Raw genomic sequence first — 17,346 nt, 5'->3', positions numbered from 1 at the left:
ACCAGCCGAAAGGTGTGCACCATGCACCGGGCACTGATCGTCGTGGACGTGCAGAACGACTTCTGCGAAGGCGGCAGCCTCGCCGTCGCGGGCGGCGCCGACGTCGCGGCCGCCATCACCGACCTGGTGGGGGACGCCGCCGCCGGCTACCGCCACGTCGTGGCCACCCGGGACACGCACATCGACCCCGGCGACCACTTCTCAGCCGACCCGGACTTCCAGCGCTCCTGGCCGCCGCACTGCGTGGCGGGCACCGAGGGCGTGGGCTTCCACCCCAACTTCACCCCTGCGGTCGCCTCGGGCTCCATCGAGGCGGTCTTCGACAAGGGGGCCTACACCGCCGCCTACAGCGGCTTCGAGGGCGCCGACGAGAACGGCGTCCCGCTCGCCGACTGGCTGCGCGAGCGGGACGTGACCGAGGTCGACATCGTCGGCATCGCCACCGACCACTGCGTACGCGAGACCGCGCTGGACGCGGCACGGGAGGGCTTCCGTACGCAGGTGCTGCTCGATCTGACAGCGGGGGTCGCCGAGGACAGCGTTCAGCGGGCGCTGGACGAGCTTCGCGCGGCCGGGGTGGAGCTGACCGGTAAGCCGGTGGTCGCCCCGGCGTAGGGCGTGGCGTTCCCCGCGCCCCTCGGGGCGCCCCGGCCCTATGCCGGGGTCACCCGGAGGAGGGCGGCGATGGGGCGCCAGGAGTCGCGGTCGTCGTCGGGGACCGCACGCCAGACCAGGCCCTCGGGGTGGTGCAGCACCGCCGTGACCTCGTCGGCCGTGGGAGGCTCCGCGTTGCCCCGCAGATAGATCGCGCGCAGCCCCAGGTTCCGGAGCCTGGTCAGGGCCCGGGCCCGGTTGCCCGCGTGCACCAGCACCCGGACTCTCTGTTCCTCGCCGGGTCTGCGGACCGTCGCCTCACGCACCGTGTGCGGTTCGTCCGCGAACGCCGACCAGCGCCGCGAGGCCGGCAGCAGCCCTGAGCGGCGCGCTGTGGGCACGCCCGCACTCCGCGTGCCCGGGGCAGCGGCGTCGGCGGCACCGGCCGAGGCGCCGTGCGGCTCGCGCGGCACCGGAAGCGTCAGCGCGACGATCACGCTGCCGTCCGGAAGCCTGACGAATCCGCCTCCTGACATGATCACCATCTCCCCCGTGAGACTCGTTCGGGTCGGTCGATACGGGGCCACCTCGAGGCAGCCCCACCGTGCATCTAAACGCGATCGAGCGCCGATCGCCAGGGGGTAACGGATGATCATGTTTTGACCTGCAACGATGCAAACAAATTCATACCTAGGTTGCATGGCCGTCGACCACCTGTGCCCGACCACTCATTTGTGGATCTTCACACCGCCTTCACCGTCCGTAATGGCGCCGTTCTATCGCCGGGTTTCTCCGGTTTTGGGTGATTTATCTGCGGTCGTTGAAGCGGCCACTACTTTCTCTGCCGTCATTGGGCCAACCGCTGACAACAAGCGGAGTCAGCACGCCCGGCCACGGAAGCGGAATCCCCAACTCCCCATCAGATAGCGGGTGCGAACATCGGTACGGAGCGCGCGCCGCGGCGGTGAGCCACCGTTGCCCCCGGCGCCGGACACGAGTCCCACGCGACTCGCGCAAGACCCCGCTCCTGTCCGCCAGTTGGGACGGCCCGGGCCCTGTGCGTCAGTGCGCCCCCCGTGCAACTAAGGCGTGGGTCACCTCACGCTTGCCGCACTTTCCGCCAGGGCATGCCGGACCGTAGAGTCGTTCGATGGCGCCCCGTTTGTACCGAGGCAACGCGTAGCGCAGAACGACTCGTTCACACGTTCAGACCGTGCCCATACCCCCGAGGACGGATCCGCCATGCCGCGTCCGAACCCCGCCCAACTCGCCTACGGCTCGGCCACCGTCATGTGCTCCACGCTCGCCATGCTGCTGCTCTCCGAGACACGTTCAGGCGTCTGGATCGCCGTGATCGCGTTCGTGGCCCTCGCGCTTGGCCTGCTGGTGGCACTGACCGCACCCTCCGCCAGGCCGACCGCCGTGCGGCGCAGAGCCGTTGACCCCGTGGACGCCGCCGTCGGCGCTCCGGCCGCGCCCGCCCGGCCCGAACCCGTACCGGCCCGGCACCGGACCCAGCACCCGGCCTCGACGGCCTCGGCTCCCGCGGCGACAGCGGGCCTGGGAGCCCGGCGCTGACCGGAGCGGCGCGACCGGCCGCACAACGGCCCGAACGGCACACCCGTCCACGGCTGCGTTCCGGCAGCGGGCGGAAGAATTCCCCTGTCCGCACACCGAGGGCAGGGGCTCACTCCGCCGCGACCACCACCGTGCGGGCCGCCTTGTCGTGCAAACACTGCTGATACGGCTTGTCCCAGGTACAGAAGAGCACGTTCACCAGCCAGAACAGCGAGCCCACACACGGCACCAGCGGCGGGAACTGGTAGACGGCGACCCGCAGCCAGCCGGGCGCGCCCGCAGGCACCGCGCCGTTCTGCAGCATGGCCACCCTGATCCGCATCAGCTTCTTGCCGACCGTCTGCCCCGAGTTCGTCAGCATCAGGCCCTCGTAGAGGAAGTAGACGAGCGTGTAGCTGAGCTGAGGCCAGTAGCTGATCCCGGTGTCGGTCGAATAGCCCCCCTCGACCACCCCCGCGATGATGCCGATCGGAATCGCGATCAGCAGCGCGTCGATGATCCGCGCCAGCAGCCGCTTGCCACGCGAGGCCAGCGGCGCCATCCCCGCCAGGGGGTCGGCAGCGCCCGTGGGACCGCCGTAGGGGTTGTCGTACGGACTCCCGTAGCCGCCGCCGTATCCCTCGCCCGGACCGCCTGCAGGGCCGCCTGCAGAGCCGCCGCCGGAGGGAGGCGGCGGATTGCCGTACGGCATTCCCGGCCCGCCCGGAGGCGGGGACTCCGCCCCGGGCTGTTGACCGGGCTGCTCAGGACCGGGCTCCCGCTGCTCCCCCGGCTTGCGGAACGGGTCGTTCTCCGGCTGCTCCGTGCTCATGGCCCGAGTGCACAGGCCCCGCGCCCCGGCCGCATCCGGGGCGGGGCCGTTCGGGGGAGGGCCTCACAGCCTGAGTTCGCCGTCCCCCGCGCTGCCCTTGGCGACGAACGTACCGGCCACCTTGTCGTGCCAGCACTGCCGCCAGGGGCGGTCGAACAGACACCACGCGACGTTGACCAGCCCGACCACCACCAGCCCCAGCACGCCGTGCACCAGCCAGCGCAGCAGGGACTTTCCGAAGGCGGGCTTCCCGTACCCCTCGATGTTCACCACCGAGAGCCCGAACAGCTTCTTGCCGAGCGTGCGGCCCCAACGGGCCGTCGGCAGCACCTCGTAGAGCAGCCCGAACACCAGCAGAGCGCCCACGACCACGGCCAGATAGAGGCCGGTGGTGCCGTCGATCAGCCACACCCGCTGGGTCACGCCCGCCTGCTCGACCGCGTCGATCTTGGCGTTGATGTGGTCCACCGTCCGGCCGACGAACGGGAACGCGACCGCCGCGCCCACTCCCAGGGTGAGGACGAGGTCGACGAGCCGGGCGCCCAGCCGCTTGCCCAGCGCACCCGGCCGGGCCTCCTGGCGCGCTGCCCGAGCGAACGGGTCGTCAGCCGGCGGCCGCCACGGGGTGACCGCGTCAGGGCCGCCGGACGGCGGCTGCGCCGGGAGCCCGGCAGGCTGAGACCAGGAGGGGACGGCCGACCCCTGGGGAGCCCCAGGTTGCGGGGTGCCCTGCTGCCCTGACGCTGCCGGGCTCTGTCCGGGCACGGTCCCGGCAGCCGGTCCCGCTGCCGCGGGCGGCCCCTGCTGACCGGGCCGGCTCTGCCGACCCGGCAGGGCCTGCTGCCCCGGCACGGCGGTGGGCTGGTCCTGCCCGGCGGGCGACGGGCCTGCGTCGACCGCTGTCCGGGCCGGGCCGCTGGGCCTCGCGGGGGCGGACGGCTCCTGGCCGCCGGGCACCGGCTGACCAGCCCCCGGGGTTCCCTCCAGGGCGCCGGGAGCGGCTGCCTGGGCGGGCTGGGCCGCCTGTGCGGGCTGCGCTGACTGAGCCGACTGGGTCCGGCCCGGCCCCGGGGACGCCGAGGGAGCGCCCGGGGAGGAGCCGCCGGCCTCGGAGGGCTGCCCCTGGGCCGGAACGGTGCCCGCGCCGCCCTGCTGGGGCCGCTCGCCCGCCCCTCCGGCGGCAGGGGCCGGGGCCGGGGCCGGGGCCTGGCGGGCCGCGGGCGCCTGGCCCGGCACCCGGGCAGCGGGAGCCGAGGCGGAGGGTGCGGCTGGTCTGCCCGGTTCCGCGGCGGCGCCGGGGCGCTCCGGCGTGCCGCCCGACCGCTCGGAGGCGCTGTCCGGGCCGGCAGAGGACTGCGCGGGGACGCCTGCCGTCGGGGCCCGGTCGCCGCTGCGGAGCACCTCGGAACGGCGCAGTCCCACCGTCTGTTCGCGCCCGCCCCGGCCCGGGGACTCGGGTGCGGCCTCGGGGGCGCTCGCCGCGGCGGGCGGTCCTGCTTCCCGCCCCGTACGGCCCGTGGCGCGGCCCTCGTTGCCCCAACTGCCGCGCGGGTCGGCCGCCGGTGGTCCGAATGCGCCCTGGGGCGCGGCGGGCTCCGGTCCCGGCGACGGCTGCCTCGGGCCCGGTGCACGCGGTGTCTCCCCGTCCCCTTCGCCGTCCTCGTCGAGGAAGACCGGACCGGTCTCGTCCGAGGACGAGCGCCGGGGGCTGGGCGGCCCCGCGGGGCCCTCCTGGTCGGCGGTGGCGGGAGGCGCCGGAGCAGTGGCGGGCGAGGACGCCACGGGCGGCGGCGCCGGCATCGGTTCACCCTCCCGTGGCTCCGGGCGGCTGGTGCCCGGTACCCAGGACGAACCGTTCCAGTAGCGGATGTATCCGGGGATGGACGGATCCGGATAGTACCCAGCACGGGGCACCTCACCATGAGTACCGGAGGGTCCCACAACCCCCAACTCCCCTCACACACGACGCTCTTGACCAGGCCACGGCTGCGCGGCCACGCGGCCCGCCGCTCGTGGTGCGGCGGGATCGACCACCTGTCCTCCGTCTGGCCGAGGAGGACGGTAAGGAGGACAGTAACGAAGAAGACCGCGTGGGGAGGAAGCAGACGGCGGGTAAGCCGCCTTCGAGCGACCCCGGGCCGCCCCGCGGCCCGTCACCCGACCAGGCGGAAAACCCGTGCCCATGAGCCGCTCTCGCCGTCCTCGCAACCCGCGCCGGCGGCGGGCGGCGTCCCGGAAGCGGCGTCCCGGAGGGGACGTTCCGGGAACGCCCGGCGAAAAACTCCGCGAACCCGTGTAAGAAACCGCGCCCGGCGGCCTCTTCCCCTGTGCGGGCCTCTTCCGGCGGTCCGCACCGGGGAACAGGGGAACAGGAAGGGCGCACCTATGGACACCGTCATCGAACGCGAAGTGGAGATGAGGCTCGTCCTCGCACCGGAGCGCAGCGTGGCCGTACCGGCACGGCTGAGCTACCGCACCGACGATCCGTACGCAGTCCACATGACCTTCCACATCTACTCCGAGACCCCCGTGCACTGGACGTTCGCGCGCGAACTGCTGGTGGAGGGGGTCTCGCAGCCGTGCGGGGACGGCGATGTGCGGGTGTGGCCGACGTGCGTGGCGGGGCGCAACGTGGTGTGCCTGGCGCTCAGCTCGCCCAACGGCGACGCGCTGCTGGAGACGCCCTCGCACGTGGTGGCGGCCTGGCTGGAGCGGACGCTGGAGCGAGTACCGGAGGGCAGCGAGCCGGAGGCGCTGGGCATGGACGAGCAGTTGAGCGAACTGCTGGATTTCCCCGCGCCGTGAACTTTTCCGCCGGGCCCGCCATCGAACGTGACGTATGGCCCTCAGCAACACGCAAGAGGAGAGAGATGCGCAAGAAGTTCACGAAGCTCGCCCTGGTCGTCGCCGGTGTCGCCGCCTTCTCCGGGATGACCGCGGGCTCAGCCCTGGCCGACGGACCGGGAACGCCGGGGGACGGTGTGCCGGACATGACCTACAAGGTCAACAGCCTCCAGCACTGCCACGACTGGGGCAAGGTGTTCACCGACGGCCTGCACCAGTACGCGGGCTACGCGTGCTGGAGCGACGAGAACGGTCAGTGGTACCTCGACCTGATGAGGTGAGCCGCGGGGTGGTCGCGGGCGTCCTGCTCGCGCTCCGGCCACCCGCACCGAGGGCCGGCCCGCCGCCGGCCGGCCCTCAGAAGAGCTTTCCGGGGTTGAGGATGCCCCTCGGGTCGAAGGCCGCCTTGACGGCGCGGTGGAGTTCGAGGCCGACGTCGCCCAGTTCCCGCGCGAGCCAGTCCTTCTTCAGCAGACCGACACCGTGCTCGCCGGTGATCGTCCCGCCCAGCTGAAGGCCCAGCTCCATGATGGCGTCGAACGACTCACGGGCGCGGCGGGTCTCGTCCTCGTCGGCGGCGTCGAAGCAGACGGTCGGGTGCGTGTTGCCGTCACCGGCGTGGGCGCAGACGCCGATCGTCAGCCCGTACCGCGCGGCGATCCCGGCCGTGCCCTCCAGCATGTCGGCCAGCCGACTGCGCGGTACGCACACGTCGTCGATCATCGAGGTGCCCTTGACCGCGTCGAGCGCGGTCAGCGCAGCCCGCCGCCCCTGCAGCAGCAGTTCGGACTCGGCGGCGTCCTCGGCGGGCACCACCTCGCTCGCCCCCGCGGCCGCGCACAGGTCCCCCACCGCTCGCAGCTGCGGCGCGGGGTCCGGGGTGTCGAAGGCCGCGAGCAGCAGCGCCTCCGTGGTCTCGGGCAGGCCCATCTTCGTCAGCTCGTTGACGGCGCGGAGCGTGGTGCGGTCCATCAGCTCCAGCAGCGCGGGCGTATGGCCCGCCTCCATGATCCGGCACACCGCGTCGCAGGCCGCGGCCGCCGAGGGGAACTCGGCGGCCAGCGCGAGCTGTTGCGGCGGCTGCGCCCGCAGCGCGAGGGTGGCCCGGACGACGATGCCCAGGCTGCCCTCCGAGCCGACGATCAGCCGGGTGAGGTCGTAGCCAGCGACGCCCTTCGCCGTACGGCGGCCGGTGGACAGCAGCCGTCCGTCGGCCAGTACGACGTCGAGGCCGAGCACGTACTCGGCGGTGACGCCGTACTTCACACAGCACAGACCGCCCGAGCCGGTGCCGATGTTGCCGCCGATCGTGCACATCTCCCAGCTGGAGGGGTCCGGCGGATAGCTCAGCCCGTGCTCGGCCACCGCGTGGGAGAGCCGGGCGTTGATGACGCCCGGCTCCACGACCGCGATCCGGTCGACCGGGTTGATCTCCAGAATGCGGTCCATGCGGGTGAGGGAGAGCAGGATGCAGCCGTCCGTCGCGTTGGCCGCGCCGGACAGGCCCGTGCGGGCGCCCTGCGGGACGACCGGGACGCGGAGGGCGTGTGCCGTGCGCATGGTGTGTTGCACCTGCTCGACCGCGTGGGGCAGGACGACGGCGGCGGGGGTCCCTGCGGGACAGAAGCCGGCCATGTCGTTGGTGTACGAGCGGAGGATGTCGGGGTCGGTCACCACTGCGTCGGAGGGCAACCCCTTTTGCAGCCGCCTGATGAGCTCGTGCATCCCCTCACCCTGACACCCCCACCCCTCCCGGGGAACCCTCCTCGGCCCCCTCCCTTGGTGCCCCCTCCCTCGGGAGGGGGCCAGAGGGCTGAGCTCTCGGCCAATGGCGGCGGCATCGGCCAAGGGAAGCGGCATCAGCCAAGGGCGGCGCCCTCTCAGAGGTTGCCGCGCAAATCCTGTTCCCGCTCGATGGCTTCGAAGAGCGCCTTGAAGTTGCCCTTCCCGAACCCCATGGACCCATGCCGCTCGATGATCTCGAAAAACACGGTCGGCCGATCCTGCACCGGCTTCGTGAAGATCTGCAACAGATACCCGTCCTCGTCCCGGTCGACGAGAATCTTCAGCTCGCGCAGGGTCTCCAGCGGCACACGGGTCTCGCCGGCCCACTCCCCCAACGTGTCGTAATAAGTGTCGGGCGTGTCCAGGAACTTGACCCCCGCGGCCCGCATACCACGCACCGTGGAGACGATGTCGTTGGTGGCCAGCGCGATGTGCTGGACACCAGCGCCGCCGTAGAACTCCAGGTACTCGTCGATCTGGGATTTCTTCTTGGCGACGGCGGGCTCGTTGATGGGGAACTTGACCTTGAGCGTGCCGTCGGCCACGACCTTGGACATCAGCGCGGAGTACTCGGTGGCGATGTCGTCGCCGACGAACTCCTTCATATTGGTGAAGCCCATGACCTTGTTGTAGAACTCCACCCATTCGTTCATGCGGCCGAGTTCGACGTTGCCGACGCAGTGGTCGATGGCCTGGAAGAAGCGTCGCTCGGGGGGTTGGACGATGGGGTCCATGGAGACGTAGCCGGGCAGGTAGGGGCCGTCGTAGCCGGAGCGCTCGACCAGGGTGTGGCGGGTCTTTCCATAAGTGGCGATGGCGGCCCGGACGACGGTGCCGTGCTCGTCCTTGGTCTCGTAGGGCTCCTCGATGCCGCGGGCGCCGTGTTCGACGGCGTACGCGTAGGCGGCGCGGGCGTCGGGGACCTCGATGGCCAGGTCGACGACGCCGTCGCCGTGTGCGGCGACATGCTCGGCCAGGAAGCGGCCCCAGTCGGTGGTGGCGCGTATGACGGAGGTGAACACGAACCGGGCCGAGCCGGATTCCAGCACATAGCTGGCCGTCTCCCGGCTGCCGTTCTCCGGGCCGGCGTAGGCCACGGCGCGCATGCCGAAGGCCGTGGAGTAGTAGTGGGCTGCCTGCTTCGCGTTGCCGACGGCGAAGACGACCGCGTCCATCCCCTTGACCGGGAAGGGGTCTGCCTGCCGTGCGGTCTGCGGGGTTGCCGCTTGTGTGGTCTCTGTCATGTTCGCAGGGTCTCCTCGGACCACAAGGTGCGCAATAGTTTGCGTTTTTGCTGGGCAGATTGTTCAGTGATAGCGGGCCTACGGCGGACGATTTGCACAATCTGTTCAGTGTCCGCCGGACTCGCCCCGGCACTCGTCGAGAGGCATGTCATGGGCATTGACCGGCTGGACGGGCGGCTGCTGGAGCTGCTCGCCGAAGAGCCCCGGATCGGGGTGCTGGAGCTGTCGCGGCGGCTCGGTGTCGCCCGGGGGACGGCACAGGCGCGGCTGGACCGGCTCACCTCCGGTGGCGTGATCCGCGGCTTCGGGCCGCAGGTCGATCCGGCGGCGCTGGGCTATCCGGTGACCGCGTTCGCGATGCTGGAGATCAGACAGGGCCAGGGCGCCGAGGTGCGGGCGCATCTGGCGACGGTGCCCGAGGTGCTGGAGCTGCACACGACGACAGGCAGCGGCGACATGCTCGGCCGGCTGGTCGCCCGCTCGAACGCGGATCTCCAGCGGGTGATCGACCGGGTCGTCGGCATCGAGGGGATCGTCCGCGCCTCCACGGCGATCGTCATGGAGAACCCGGTGCCGCTGCGCATCGTTCCGCTGGTGCGGCAAGCCGCGGCCGATGGTGGGGGCGACCGGTCATGAGAGCCCTCTCCTGGGTCTGATCAGGAGGGTGCCCCTGTCCGAGGGACGCAGGGTGCAGGAATGCTGTGGTTGCGCGCGCAGTTCCCCGCGCCCCTTCGGGGCGCACTCAGCAGTTGGGCACCTTGCCGTCCGTGCGGATCTCCTCCAGCGCGTCCAGCGCGCCCTTCAGGGAGCCGACCGGGACCAGCCGGAGTCCCGAGGGGCGCTGGGCCTCGGCCTCGGCGCACTGGGTCTTCGGGACGAGGAAGTAGGTGGCGCCGTCGCGGCGGGCCGCCTGCGTCTTGAGCGGTACGCCGCCGACCGCGCCCACCTTGCCGCCCGGGGTGATCGTGCCGGTTCCCGCGACGGTGTGGCCGCCGGTGAGGCCGTGGCCTGCACCGTCCCCGTCCAGCTTGTCGATGATGCCGAGCGCGAAGAACAGGCCGGCGCTGGGACCGCCGACGTCGCCCAGCCGCAGCTTGACGTGGACGTCCTTCGGCGACAGGTGCAACTGGCGCAGGGCGGCTGTGACGGCCTTGTGCTGGGACTCCTCCATCTCCTCGGAGATGCGCTCCTCGGCGTCGCCGTCGCCGGGGTAGACGGCCTCGCGGGGCATCACGGCCCGGTCCTCGCGGAACCAGGCGCGCGCCACGTCGGCCAGCCTTACGTCGGCCTCGGGCCGGGTCGCCGCGATGGTGACGGACAGCAGCCGTCCCTTGTCCTCGTCCTGCGTCCGGGCGCCCTTCACCTCGATCACGGGCTTGCCGTCGCTGCGGCCGAGGACGTTCGCCGTCTCGCCCGGCTGGGCGAGCGAGAACGGCAGCGGGACGAGCAGTGCCACCGCGAACAGCGCGACGACGGGAAGCGCGCAGAGCGCGAGCGTACGGCGGCGGGTGCGGCGCGGGTCGTCGGTCACCCCCGCAATCTATCGACCGGCGGGCCGGGCCGTGCGCACACCCCGCCCCCGGTCGCCGGGGGCGGGGTGTGCCGGCCGGTCAGCGCAGCGCGTCGGCCACTTCGTTGGCCGCGCGCACCACCCGGTGGCCGACCTGTTCGGGCACCGTCTCGGAGAGCATCACCACGCCCACGCTGCCCTCGATCCCGCTCACCCCGAGCACCGGTGCCGCGGCACCGCTGGCGCCCGCCTCCAGTTCGCCGTGGGTGAGGACGAAACCGGCGCCGCGCTCGCTGTCGGGCTCGCGCCCGGCGAGTATCGCCCGGCCCGCGGCCCCCCGGTCGAGGGGGTGCCGGAAGCCCGTACGGTAGGCGACGTGGTAGTCGGTCCAGCTCGGCTCGACCACCGCGACGGCCAGCGCCTCGGTGCCGTCGACGAGGGTGAGGTGCGCGGTGGCGCCCACGTCCTCGGCCAGGGAGCGCAGCCCGGGCAGTGCGGCCTCCCGCACCAGGGGGTGGACCTGCCGGCCCAGGCGCAGCACGCCGAGCCCGACCCGGGCGCGGCCGCCCAGGTCACGGCGGACGAGGGCGTGCTGCTCCAGGGTGGCCAGCAGCCGGTAGACCACGGTGCGGTTGACACCGAGCTTGTTGGACAGCTCGGTGACGGTGAGGCCGTGATCGGTGTCGGCCAGTAATTTGAGGACTCGCAGCCCTCGGTCGAGCGTCTGAGAAGTCTCCGCAGTCACGACGCCCCCCTCCCTCGGGTGAGTGACGGCAGCCGTGGGTGCGGGAGCGTTTGGCGTCACCTGCCCCGGGCCCCTGGCCTGGGTCGGTACCCCAAGCGCAGCGCTGGAGGCCGCCGGTCGCGGTGGCACTGGCAAGAGCTGTTGCGATGCAAGCTGAGTGTCATCGAGGTAACCGGCCGCCCGTGGCGACGTCGCCACGGGCCGTGTGTCCGGGAAACTTAGCGAGCAGCACCGCTGACCGGAAGAGTCTGTCCAGAATCCGGTCTCGGGACGACCGTATTCACCGCAAACATCCCAAAGGTACGGACTCGGAATTGTTTCCGAGGGCTACTTCATACGGGTCGCCCATTCCCGGACCTTGGCGATGCGCGCCTCGATCTGGCCGACTGTCGCCTCGGCGCTGGGCGGGCCTCCGCACACCCGGCGCAGTTCGTTGTGCACGACTCCGTGCGGCTTGCCGCTTTGGTGCACATACGCGCCGACCAGGTTGTTGAGCTGCTTGCGTTTCTCCAGCAGTTCCTTGTGTGTGACCACGGGACGCTTTTCGGCGGGCATTTCCAGCAGGTCGGCCTCGCTGTCCGGCTTCTTCCTGCTGTGCGCGATCTGCCGGGCCTGCCGCTTCTGGAGCAGCAGCTGCACCTGGTCGGGCTCCAGCAGCCCGGGAATGCCGAGGTAGTCCTGTTCCTCCTCGCTGCCGGGGTGCGCCTGCATCCCGAATTCGGCGCCGTCGTACATCACCCGGTCGAAGACCGCGTCCGACTCCAGGGCCTCGAAGGGGAGCTGGTCCTGTTCCCCGGTGTCCTCATCCTTCTCCTGCTCGGCTTCCTTGAGCAGGTCCGCCTCTTCCGCGTACGGGTCGTCCTCGTCGCCCTTCTTCGGCCTGTCGAGGACGTGGTCGCGCTCGACCTCCATCTCGTTGGCGAAGGTCAGCAGCGTGGGGATGGTCGGCACGAAGACGGACGCCGTCTCGCCGCGCCGCCGGGAGCGGACGAAGCGGCCGACGGCCTGGGCGAAGAACAGCGGGGTGGAGACGGTGGTGGCGTACACCCCGACCGCCAGCCTGGGCACGTCCACGCCCTCGGAAACCATCCGGACGGCGACCATCCAGCGGTCGTCGGGGTTCTGCGAGGTACGGAAGTCCTCGATGCGCTGCGAGGCCCCGGTGTCGTCGGAGAGGACGACGGTCGGCCCGGTGCCGGTGATCTCGCGGAGCAGCTTGGCGTAGGCACGGGCCGAGTCCTGGTCGGAGGCGATCACCAGACCGCCCGCGTCGTGCACCGATTTGCGGACCTCGGTCAGCCGGTGGTCCGCGGCGCGCAGTACGGCGGGCATCCACTCGCCGCGCGGATCGAGCGCGGTGCGCCACGCCTGGGAGATGGCGTCCTTGGTCAGCGGCTCGCCGAGCCTGGCCTCGATCTCGTCCCCTGCCTTGGTGCGCCAGCGCATGTTGCCGCTGTAGGAGAGGAAGATGACGGGGCGCACCACGCCGTCGCCCAGCGCGTCGCCGTAGCCGTAGGTGTAGTCGGCGACGGACCGCCGGATGCCTTCGCCGTCCTCGGCGTACTCCACGAAGGGGATCGGGTTGGTGTCCGAGCGGAACGGCGTACCGGTCAGGGCCAGGCGCCGGGTGGCGGGCTCGAATGCCTCCTGGCACGCCTCGCCCCAGGAGCGGCTGTCGCCGGCGTGGTGGATCTCGTCGAGGATGACGAGGGTCTTGCGCTGCTCGACGCGGTTGCGGTGCAGCATCGGCCGTACGCCCACCCCGGCGTAGGTGATGGCGATGCCGTGGTACTCCCGGCTCAGCGGGCCCGCGCTGTAGTCCGGGTCCAGCTTGATCCCCATCCGGGCCGCCGCCTCGGCCCACTGCTTCTTCAGATGCTCGGTCGGCGCCACCACGGTCACCTGCTGGACGACGTGGTGGTGCAGCAGCCACGAGGCCAGGGTGAGGGCGAACGTCGTCTTACCGGCACCGGGCGTGGCCACGGCGAGGAAGTCACGCGGCTGCCGCTCCAGGTACGCGTCCATCGCCGCCTGCTGCCAGGCCCGCAGTTTGCTGGCCGTACCCCAGGGGGCACGGCCGGGAAAGGCGGGAGACAGCTGGTGGTTGTTGCTGGGGGTGGTGGGAGTGGTAGTCACGGTCTCCGGTACGACGGGGTCGGGTACGGCGTCGGCCGACCGCTCGGCGGCCGGCCGGAAACAACCTCGGCAACCCTACCGGTGGCCTCGCGCGTACGGAGCAGCGCCGGGGAGCTCACCCGGCGCTGTGACCAACCTCCCTGCGGCTCACCTGGGTTGTGCGCGGGTGAACCGGTCGGGCTTGCCGTTCTCCCAGTCGAGCGTGAGGGTCCGGCCGTCCTCGCTGACCCTGGCCTGGCCGGTCAGGTTCAGCCCCCGGCAGGTCACGGAGATGCGCAGGCTGCGGCTGATGGGCCCGGAGCAGCTGGCGCCCTGGCCCGCGAACGTGTAGGAGCCGCCTGTGACGGTGAAGGTGATGGGCTTGCCCTTGACGAGGTAGGGGAAGTACCAGGTCCCCTGCACCGCGTCGATCCCGCGCTTGCCGCCGGACGCCCGCGAGGCGGTGGCGTTCCCGCTCGCCCGCTCGCCGTCGGCGGTGCTCGCGCTCGCACCGGACGCGGGGCCGTCCGAGCCCTTCGCGTCCGCGCGGGCCGGGCCGGACTCCGGCGCGGCCGAGGAGCGCGAGGAGCCCGAGGCGCCCGAGGGGTGCGCGGACCGTGTCGAGGGAGCAGCCGAGGAGTCCGGTCGGGAGGAGGCGCTCTCCTTGCCGGGGCTCGCGCTCGCGCCGTGGTCCCGCTGGGGCCGCTCGGCGGCTTCGCGGTTCTTGCCGTCCTTGACGTCCTTGCCGTGCTCGCCGCCGTTGCCCGTCTCGCCGTCCGCGCAGCCGGACAGGGTGAGGGCCAAGGCCATGACGGCACCTGCGACGAGTGAGGTTTTTCCCCGCACGAGAATTCCTGTCCTGTCTGAGGGCCACATCCGAGAAAGGCGGCAGCGCGGCCGAGAGGGAATTTTTCCGGGAGTTTGCCACAGCAGGCAACGGCAGCCGGGACAAAACCGTCACGCGCTGAATGTTTTCCCGCCTCATTTCGACCGAATGGGGGGACGGAAATGCGAAGGGAAACCCCGTGACCGCCCGGGCAGCTCGGTCTCGGCGCCCTCCCGCCTCTCTGCCGCAACCGCGGCGCAACCTGTCCGCCTTCTCGACACAACCCTCGGCCCGCCTCGCGTGTCTCACCGACGAGACAAGCGCCCCGGTCCCGGTCCGTCCCCGCAGGCTCAACTCCCGCTCACCGCACTGCTGCTGAGGACCGGAGCACCGACACAGGAGGACGAGTGCACCAGACCAAAGCCACCCCCCGACCGACCCCGGACCCCACCGCGACGGCGCGGGCCACCGTCACAGCAGCCCGCGTCATCGGGGTGACGGCCGCGCTGCTGGCCGGTACCGCCTGCGCCATGGGACCGGCGAACGCGACACCGTCCCATCCGGCCACGGCCTCCGGCGCCGCCGCGATATCCGGCAGCGCCGCGGCACCCAAGGGCGACTTCAACGGCGACGGGTACGCGGACACCGTCGCGAGCGCGTGGAAGGCGACCGTCTCCGGTCAGCAGTACGCGGGCTTCCTCACCGTGACGTACGGCTCGGCGAAGGGTACGAGCGTCACGCACCGCCAGTTGTTCAGCGCCAACTCGGCGGGCGTGCCCGGGGACGCGGAGACCTACGGGAACTTCGGCCGCAACTCGGCCGCGCGCGACTTCGACGGTGACGGCGTCACCGACCTGGCCGTCAGTGCCAACAAGGGTATCGTCATGCTGTGGGGCGAGAAGGGCAAGGGCCTCACCAGCGCCTCGCAGTTGTCCGGCGTCACGAACGTCACCCGGCTGGCCGCGGGGGACTTCAACGGTGACAAGAAGCCCGACCTCGCCGTGGGCACCGGGGACTTCGACACGGGCCTGAAGGTGCTGTACGGGGGCTTCACCCGGGACGGCAAGGCCGCCAAGGAGGACCAGCGCGAGACCGGGCACGAGTTCGGGCCGACGTCCCTGACGGCGGGCGATGTCACCGGTGACGGGATCGACGATCTCGTCACCACGCACGCGTTCGAGGAGATGGCCGAGAGCAGCGAGTTCTTCCGTGGCGGCAAGGACGGGCTCGCCACCGGATCGTCCAACACCACGGCCGCGGAGAGCGGCGTGATCGCCGACGTGGACAAGGACGGCTTCGGCGACCTGGTGATCCGTACCGTCCCCGGCGGCGTCGTGGAGAACCTGCCGTACGACCACGGCACGCTCAAGGTCCTCCACGGCTCGGCCGAGGGCCCGGGCGCCAAGCGGACGTCGACCCTCGACCAGAACAGCACGGGCGTACCCGGTGTCAACGAGGACGGTGACGAGTTCGGCAAGGCGCTCGCCGCCGGTGACGTCAACGGTGACGGCTACGCCGACATCGCCGTCGGCGTGCCCGGCGAGGACATCGGCAGCGGCGCCGGTGGCAAGGACACCGGCGCTGTCGTCCAGCTCCTCGGCGGCAAGAACGGGCTGACCGGCACCGGTGCGAAGAACTGGGACCAGGGCAGCTCGGGTGTGCCCGGCGCTGTCGAGGCCGGGGACGGCTTCGGCGGGGCGCTGGCGTTCGGCGACACCGACAAGGACGGCCGGGACGACCTGGCCATCGGCGCCCCGGGGGAGGACGGCGGCAGCACCGCGACCGACGCGGGTGCGGTGTGGGTACTGCGGGGTGCCTCCGGCGGTTTGACCGCTGAGGGGGTCGTTTCTTACGGGCCGAAGACGTTGGGGGCTCCGGAGAAGGGCTCTCAGCTGGGGAGCGGTTTCTCACACTGATCCCTGCGGCGCCTCGGGAGGCCGGCGCCGCCGTGGTGGAGCTCCACCATGGCGGCGCCGGCTTTTCGCCGTTGGGGCTTCGGAGGTCTCCCGGTGCGGGTGGATTGCCGACTGCTCGTGCCCCAACTCCCGGTTGTCATACGGCCGTTGTCATGCACTAGCCACATCTGTACTGTGACGCCCCAGGCGCCTGAGCTCCATCCCCCCACCACAGGAGCAGACATGGCTTCACCCACGCATGCCCGCAGAGCGCGAAAGCGCGCCCGGGCCGCCGTCGCCGCATCCCTCGGCACCGTCCTCGCCTCCGGCGCGCTGTTCGTCGGCGTCCAGTCGGCGACGGCGGGACCGAGCGAGGACCCCTCGATGAACGAGTCCTTCGAGGCCGCCGCCGAGAAGTACGACGTGCCACGGGACGTACTGGCGGCCGTCGGCTACAGCGAGACGCACTTCGACGGCCACGACGGCAAGCCCAGCCAGGCACACGGTTTCGGTGTGATGCACCTGGTCAGCAACCCCTCACGGCACGCGCTCGAACAGGCGGCCGAGATCACAGGGGAGTCCGTCGCCGAGCTGCGCGAGAACACCGACGCCAACATCCACGGCGGTGCCGCTCTGCTGCGCGCCCACGCCGACAAGCTCGGCCTGAGCGCAGCCGAGCGCGACGACGTGGACGCCTGGTACCAGGCCGTCGCCCGCTACGGCGGCGGCAAGGGCGCCGTGGCGCGGATGTACGCCGACGAGGTCTACAAGATCCTCGAAAAGGGCGTCCGCGGCAGCACACCCGACGGCGAGCGGGTCACCGTCCAGGGGCAGGCCGTCCACCCCGAGAAGGGCAAGTTGGCCGCCGCGGGGCCGCAGAAGCAGAGCCCGGACTACCCCGACGCCGCATGGGTCCCGGCCAACGGCAACAACTTCGCCAAGGGCCGCAACGCCAAGATCGACAAGATCGTCGTCCATGTGACGCAGGGCTCGTACGCGGGCACCATCAGCTGGTTCCAGAACCCCGAGGCGAAGGTCAGCTCCCACTACGTGGTGCGCTCCAAGGACGGCGCGGTCACCCAGATGGTGCGGGACGCGGACACCGCGTACCACGCCAGGAGCGCCAACGCCTCCGCACTGGGCATCGAGCACGAGGGGTACGTCGACGACCCCTCCTGGTTCACCGACTCGATGTACCGCTCCTCCGCCAAGCTGACCCGCCATCTGGCGGACAAGCACGGCGTCCCGCTCGACCGCAAACACATAGTCGGCCACAACGAGCTGCCCGGGAACGACCACACCGACCCCGGCAAGCACTGGAACTGGGACACGTACCTGAAGCTGGTCAAGGGCTGAGGCCGGGAGGCCGGCCAGAGGACGAGGCCGGCAGAGGGCTGAC

General features: G+C 71.5%; 15 protein-coding genes and 1 pseudogene. 7 read left to right on the top strand and 9 right to left on the bottom strand.

What is annotated here, in order from left to right:
* Window positions 1-21 precede the first annotated feature (21 nt).
* Window positions 22-615: an isochorismatase family protein gene (locus tag JW592_RS04885; RefSeq protein ID WP_209263620.1), complete on the top strand. Its 594-nt coding sequence runs from the start codon at window positions 22-24 to the stop codon at window positions 613-615.
* Between the two features lie 38 nt (window positions 616-653).
* On the opposite strand, the gene JW592_RS04880 is transcribed toward JW592_RS04885, so the two are convergent.
* Complete coding sequence (locus JW592_RS04880; RefSeq protein ID WP_243088735.1) at window positions 654-920, bottom strand: hypothetical protein; 267 nt, start codon at window positions 918-920, stop codon at window positions 654-656.
* Between the two features lie 916 nt (window positions 921-1,836).
* On the opposite strand from JW592_RS04880, the gene JW592_RS04875 reads away from it, so the two are divergent.
* Complete coding sequence (locus JW592_RS04875) at window positions 1,837-2,172, top strand: hypothetical protein (RefSeq protein WP_209263618.1); 336 nt, start codon at window positions 1,837-1,839, stop codon at window positions 2,170-2,172.
* A 109-nt stretch (window positions 2,173-2,281) separates the two neighbouring features.
* On the opposite strand, the gene JW592_RS04870 is transcribed toward JW592_RS04875, so the two are convergent.
* Window positions 2,282-2,983, bottom strand: a complete 702-nt coding sequence (locus JW592_RS04870; protein WP_209263617.1) for an RDD family protein — start codon at window positions 2,981-2,983, stop codon at window positions 2,282-2,284.
* Window positions 2,984-3,046: 63 nt separating this feature from the next.
* Window positions 3,047-4,924, bottom strand: a complete 1,878-nt coding sequence (locus JW592_RS04865; RefSeq protein WP_209263616.1) for an RDD family protein — start codon at window positions 4,922-4,924, stop codon at window positions 3,047-3,049.
* A gap of 444 nt (window positions 4,925-5,368) precedes the next feature.
* On the opposite strand from JW592_RS04865, the gene JW592_RS04860 reads away from it, so the two are divergent.
* On the top strand, window positions 5,369-5,788 hold the full coding sequence (locus JW592_RS04860; RefSeq protein ID WP_209263615.1) for an SsgA family sporulation/cell division regulator: 420 nt from the start codon (window positions 5,369-5,371) through the stop codon (window positions 5,786-5,788).
* 65 nt (window positions 5,789-5,853) lie between these two features.
* The gene (locus JW592_RS04855; protein ID WP_209263614.1) at window positions 5,854-6,108 is read left to right on the top strand and encodes a hypothetical protein; all 255 of its coding nucleotides are present in this window, start codon (window positions 5,854-5,856) and stop codon (window positions 6,106-6,108) included.
* A 76-nt stretch (window positions 6,109-6,184) separates the two neighbouring features.
* Here JW592_RS04855 and JW592_RS04850 read toward each other — a convergent pair whose 3' ends face one another.
* Entirely contained in the window at window positions 6,185-7,552 is a 1,368-nt protein-coding gene (locus tag JW592_RS04850) for an FAD-binding oxidoreductase (protein WP_209263613.1), read from the bottom strand.
* Between the two features lie 155 nt (window positions 7,553-7,707).
* Window positions 7,708-8,856 carry a 4-hydroxyphenylpyruvate dioxygenase gene (hppD, locus tag JW592_RS04845; RefSeq protein ID WP_209263612.1) on the bottom strand — a complete coding sequence of 383 codons (1,149 nt, stop codon included), beginning with the start codon at window positions 8,854-8,856 and terminating at the stop codon, window positions 7,708-7,710.
* A 150-nt stretch (window positions 8,857-9,006) separates the two neighbouring features.
* On the opposite strand from hppD, the gene JW592_RS04840 reads away from it, so the two are divergent.
* A complete protein-coding gene (locus tag JW592_RS04840; RefSeq protein WP_209263803.1) occupies window positions 9,007-9,492 on the top strand; it encodes an Lrp/AsnC family transcriptional regulator in 486 nt (161 codons plus the stop codon).
* 106 nt (window positions 9,493-9,598) lie between these two features.
* On the opposite strand, the gene JW592_RS04835 is transcribed toward JW592_RS04840, so the two are convergent.
* From JW592_RS04835 to JW592_RS04820, 4 genes are all read right to left on the bottom strand, one after another.
* A complete protein-coding gene (locus JW592_RS04835; protein WP_209263611.1) occupies window positions 9,599-10,387 on the bottom strand; it encodes a S16 family serine protease in 789 nt (262 codons plus the stop codon).
* A 79-nt stretch (window positions 10,388-10,466) separates the two neighbouring features.
* A complete protein-coding gene (locus JW592_RS04830; RefSeq protein ID WP_209263610.1) occupies window positions 10,467-11,111 on the bottom strand; it encodes an IclR family transcriptional regulator in 645 nt (214 codons plus the stop codon).
* Window positions 11,112-11,438: 327 nt separating this feature from the next.
* A complete protein-coding gene (locus tag JW592_RS04825) occupies window positions 11,439-13,247 on the bottom strand; it encodes a DEAD/DEAH box helicase (RefSeq protein ID WP_209263609.1) in 1,809 nt (602 codons plus the stop codon).
* Window positions 13,248-13,394: 147 nt separating this feature from the next.
* Window positions 13,395-14,036 carry a hypothetical protein gene (locus JW592_RS04820; protein ID WP_209263608.1) on the bottom strand — a complete coding sequence of 214 codons (642 nt, stop codon included), beginning with the start codon at window positions 14,034-14,036 and terminating at the stop codon, window positions 13,395-13,397.
* 423 nt (window positions 14,037-14,459) lie between these two features.
* Here JW592_RS04820 and JW592_RS04815 point away from each other — a divergent pair, with 423 nt between their 5' ends.
* Entirely contained in the window at window positions 14,460-15,968 is a 1,509-nt protein-coding gene (locus JW592_RS04815) for an FG-GAP and VCBS repeat-containing protein (RefSeq protein WP_307805290.1), read from the top strand.
* Between the two features lie 222 nt (window positions 15,969-16,190).
* Window positions 16,191-17,300, top strand: a pseudogene (locus JW592_RS04810) (N-acetylmuramoyl-L-alanine amidase); the annotation flags it as partial.
* Window positions 17,301-17,346 lie beyond the last annotated feature (46 nt).

Origin of the sequence: Streptomyces spirodelae, from assembly GCF_017676385.1 — a bacterium.
Taxonomy (GTDB): domain Bacteria; phylum Actinomycetota; class Actinomycetes; order Streptomycetales; family Streptomycetaceae; genus Streptomyces; species Streptomyces spirodelae.
The sequence above is the reverse complement of the archived record's forward strand: the minus strand, read 5'-3'. Positions and strand labels throughout refer to the sequence as shown.

Bases quoted from the DNA above. Each gene is read 5' to 3' on its own strand.
- hppD (WP_209263612.1), bottom strand. From the start codon at position 8,856: ATGACAGAGACCACACAAGCGGCAACCCCGCAGACCGCACGGCAGGCA.
- JW592_RS04855 (WP_209263614.1), top strand. From the start codon at position 5,854: ATGCGCAAGAAGTTCACGAAGCTCGCCCTGGTCGTCGCCGGTGTCGCC.
- JW592_RS04820 (WP_209263608.1), bottom strand. From the start codon at position 14,036: ATGGCCTTGGCCCTCACCCTGTCCGGCTGCGCGGACGGCGAGACGGGC.
- JW592_RS04850 (WP_209263613.1), bottom strand. From the start codon at position 7,552: ATGCACGAGCTCATCAGGCGGCTGCAAAAGGGGTTGCCCTCCGACGCA.
- JW592_RS04875 (WP_209263618.1), top strand. From the start codon at position 1,837: ATGCCGCGTCCGAACCCCGCCCAACTCGCCTACGGCTCGGCCACCGTC.
- JW592_RS04840 (WP_209263803.1), top strand. From the start codon at position 9,007: ATGGGCATTGACCGGCTGGACGGGCGGCTGCTGGAGCTGCTCGCCGAA.
- JW592_RS04870 (WP_209263617.1), bottom strand. From the start codon at position 2,983: ATGAGCACGGAGCAGCCGGAGAACGACCCGTTCCGCAAGCCGGGGGAG.
- JW592_RS04860 (WP_209263615.1), top strand. From the start codon at position 5,369: ATGGACACCGTCATCGAACGCGAAGTGGAGATGAGGCTCGTCCTCGCA.
- JW592_RS04885 (WP_209263620.1), top strand. From the start codon at position 22: ATGCACCGGGCACTGATCGTCGTGGACGTGCAGAACGACTTCTGCGAA.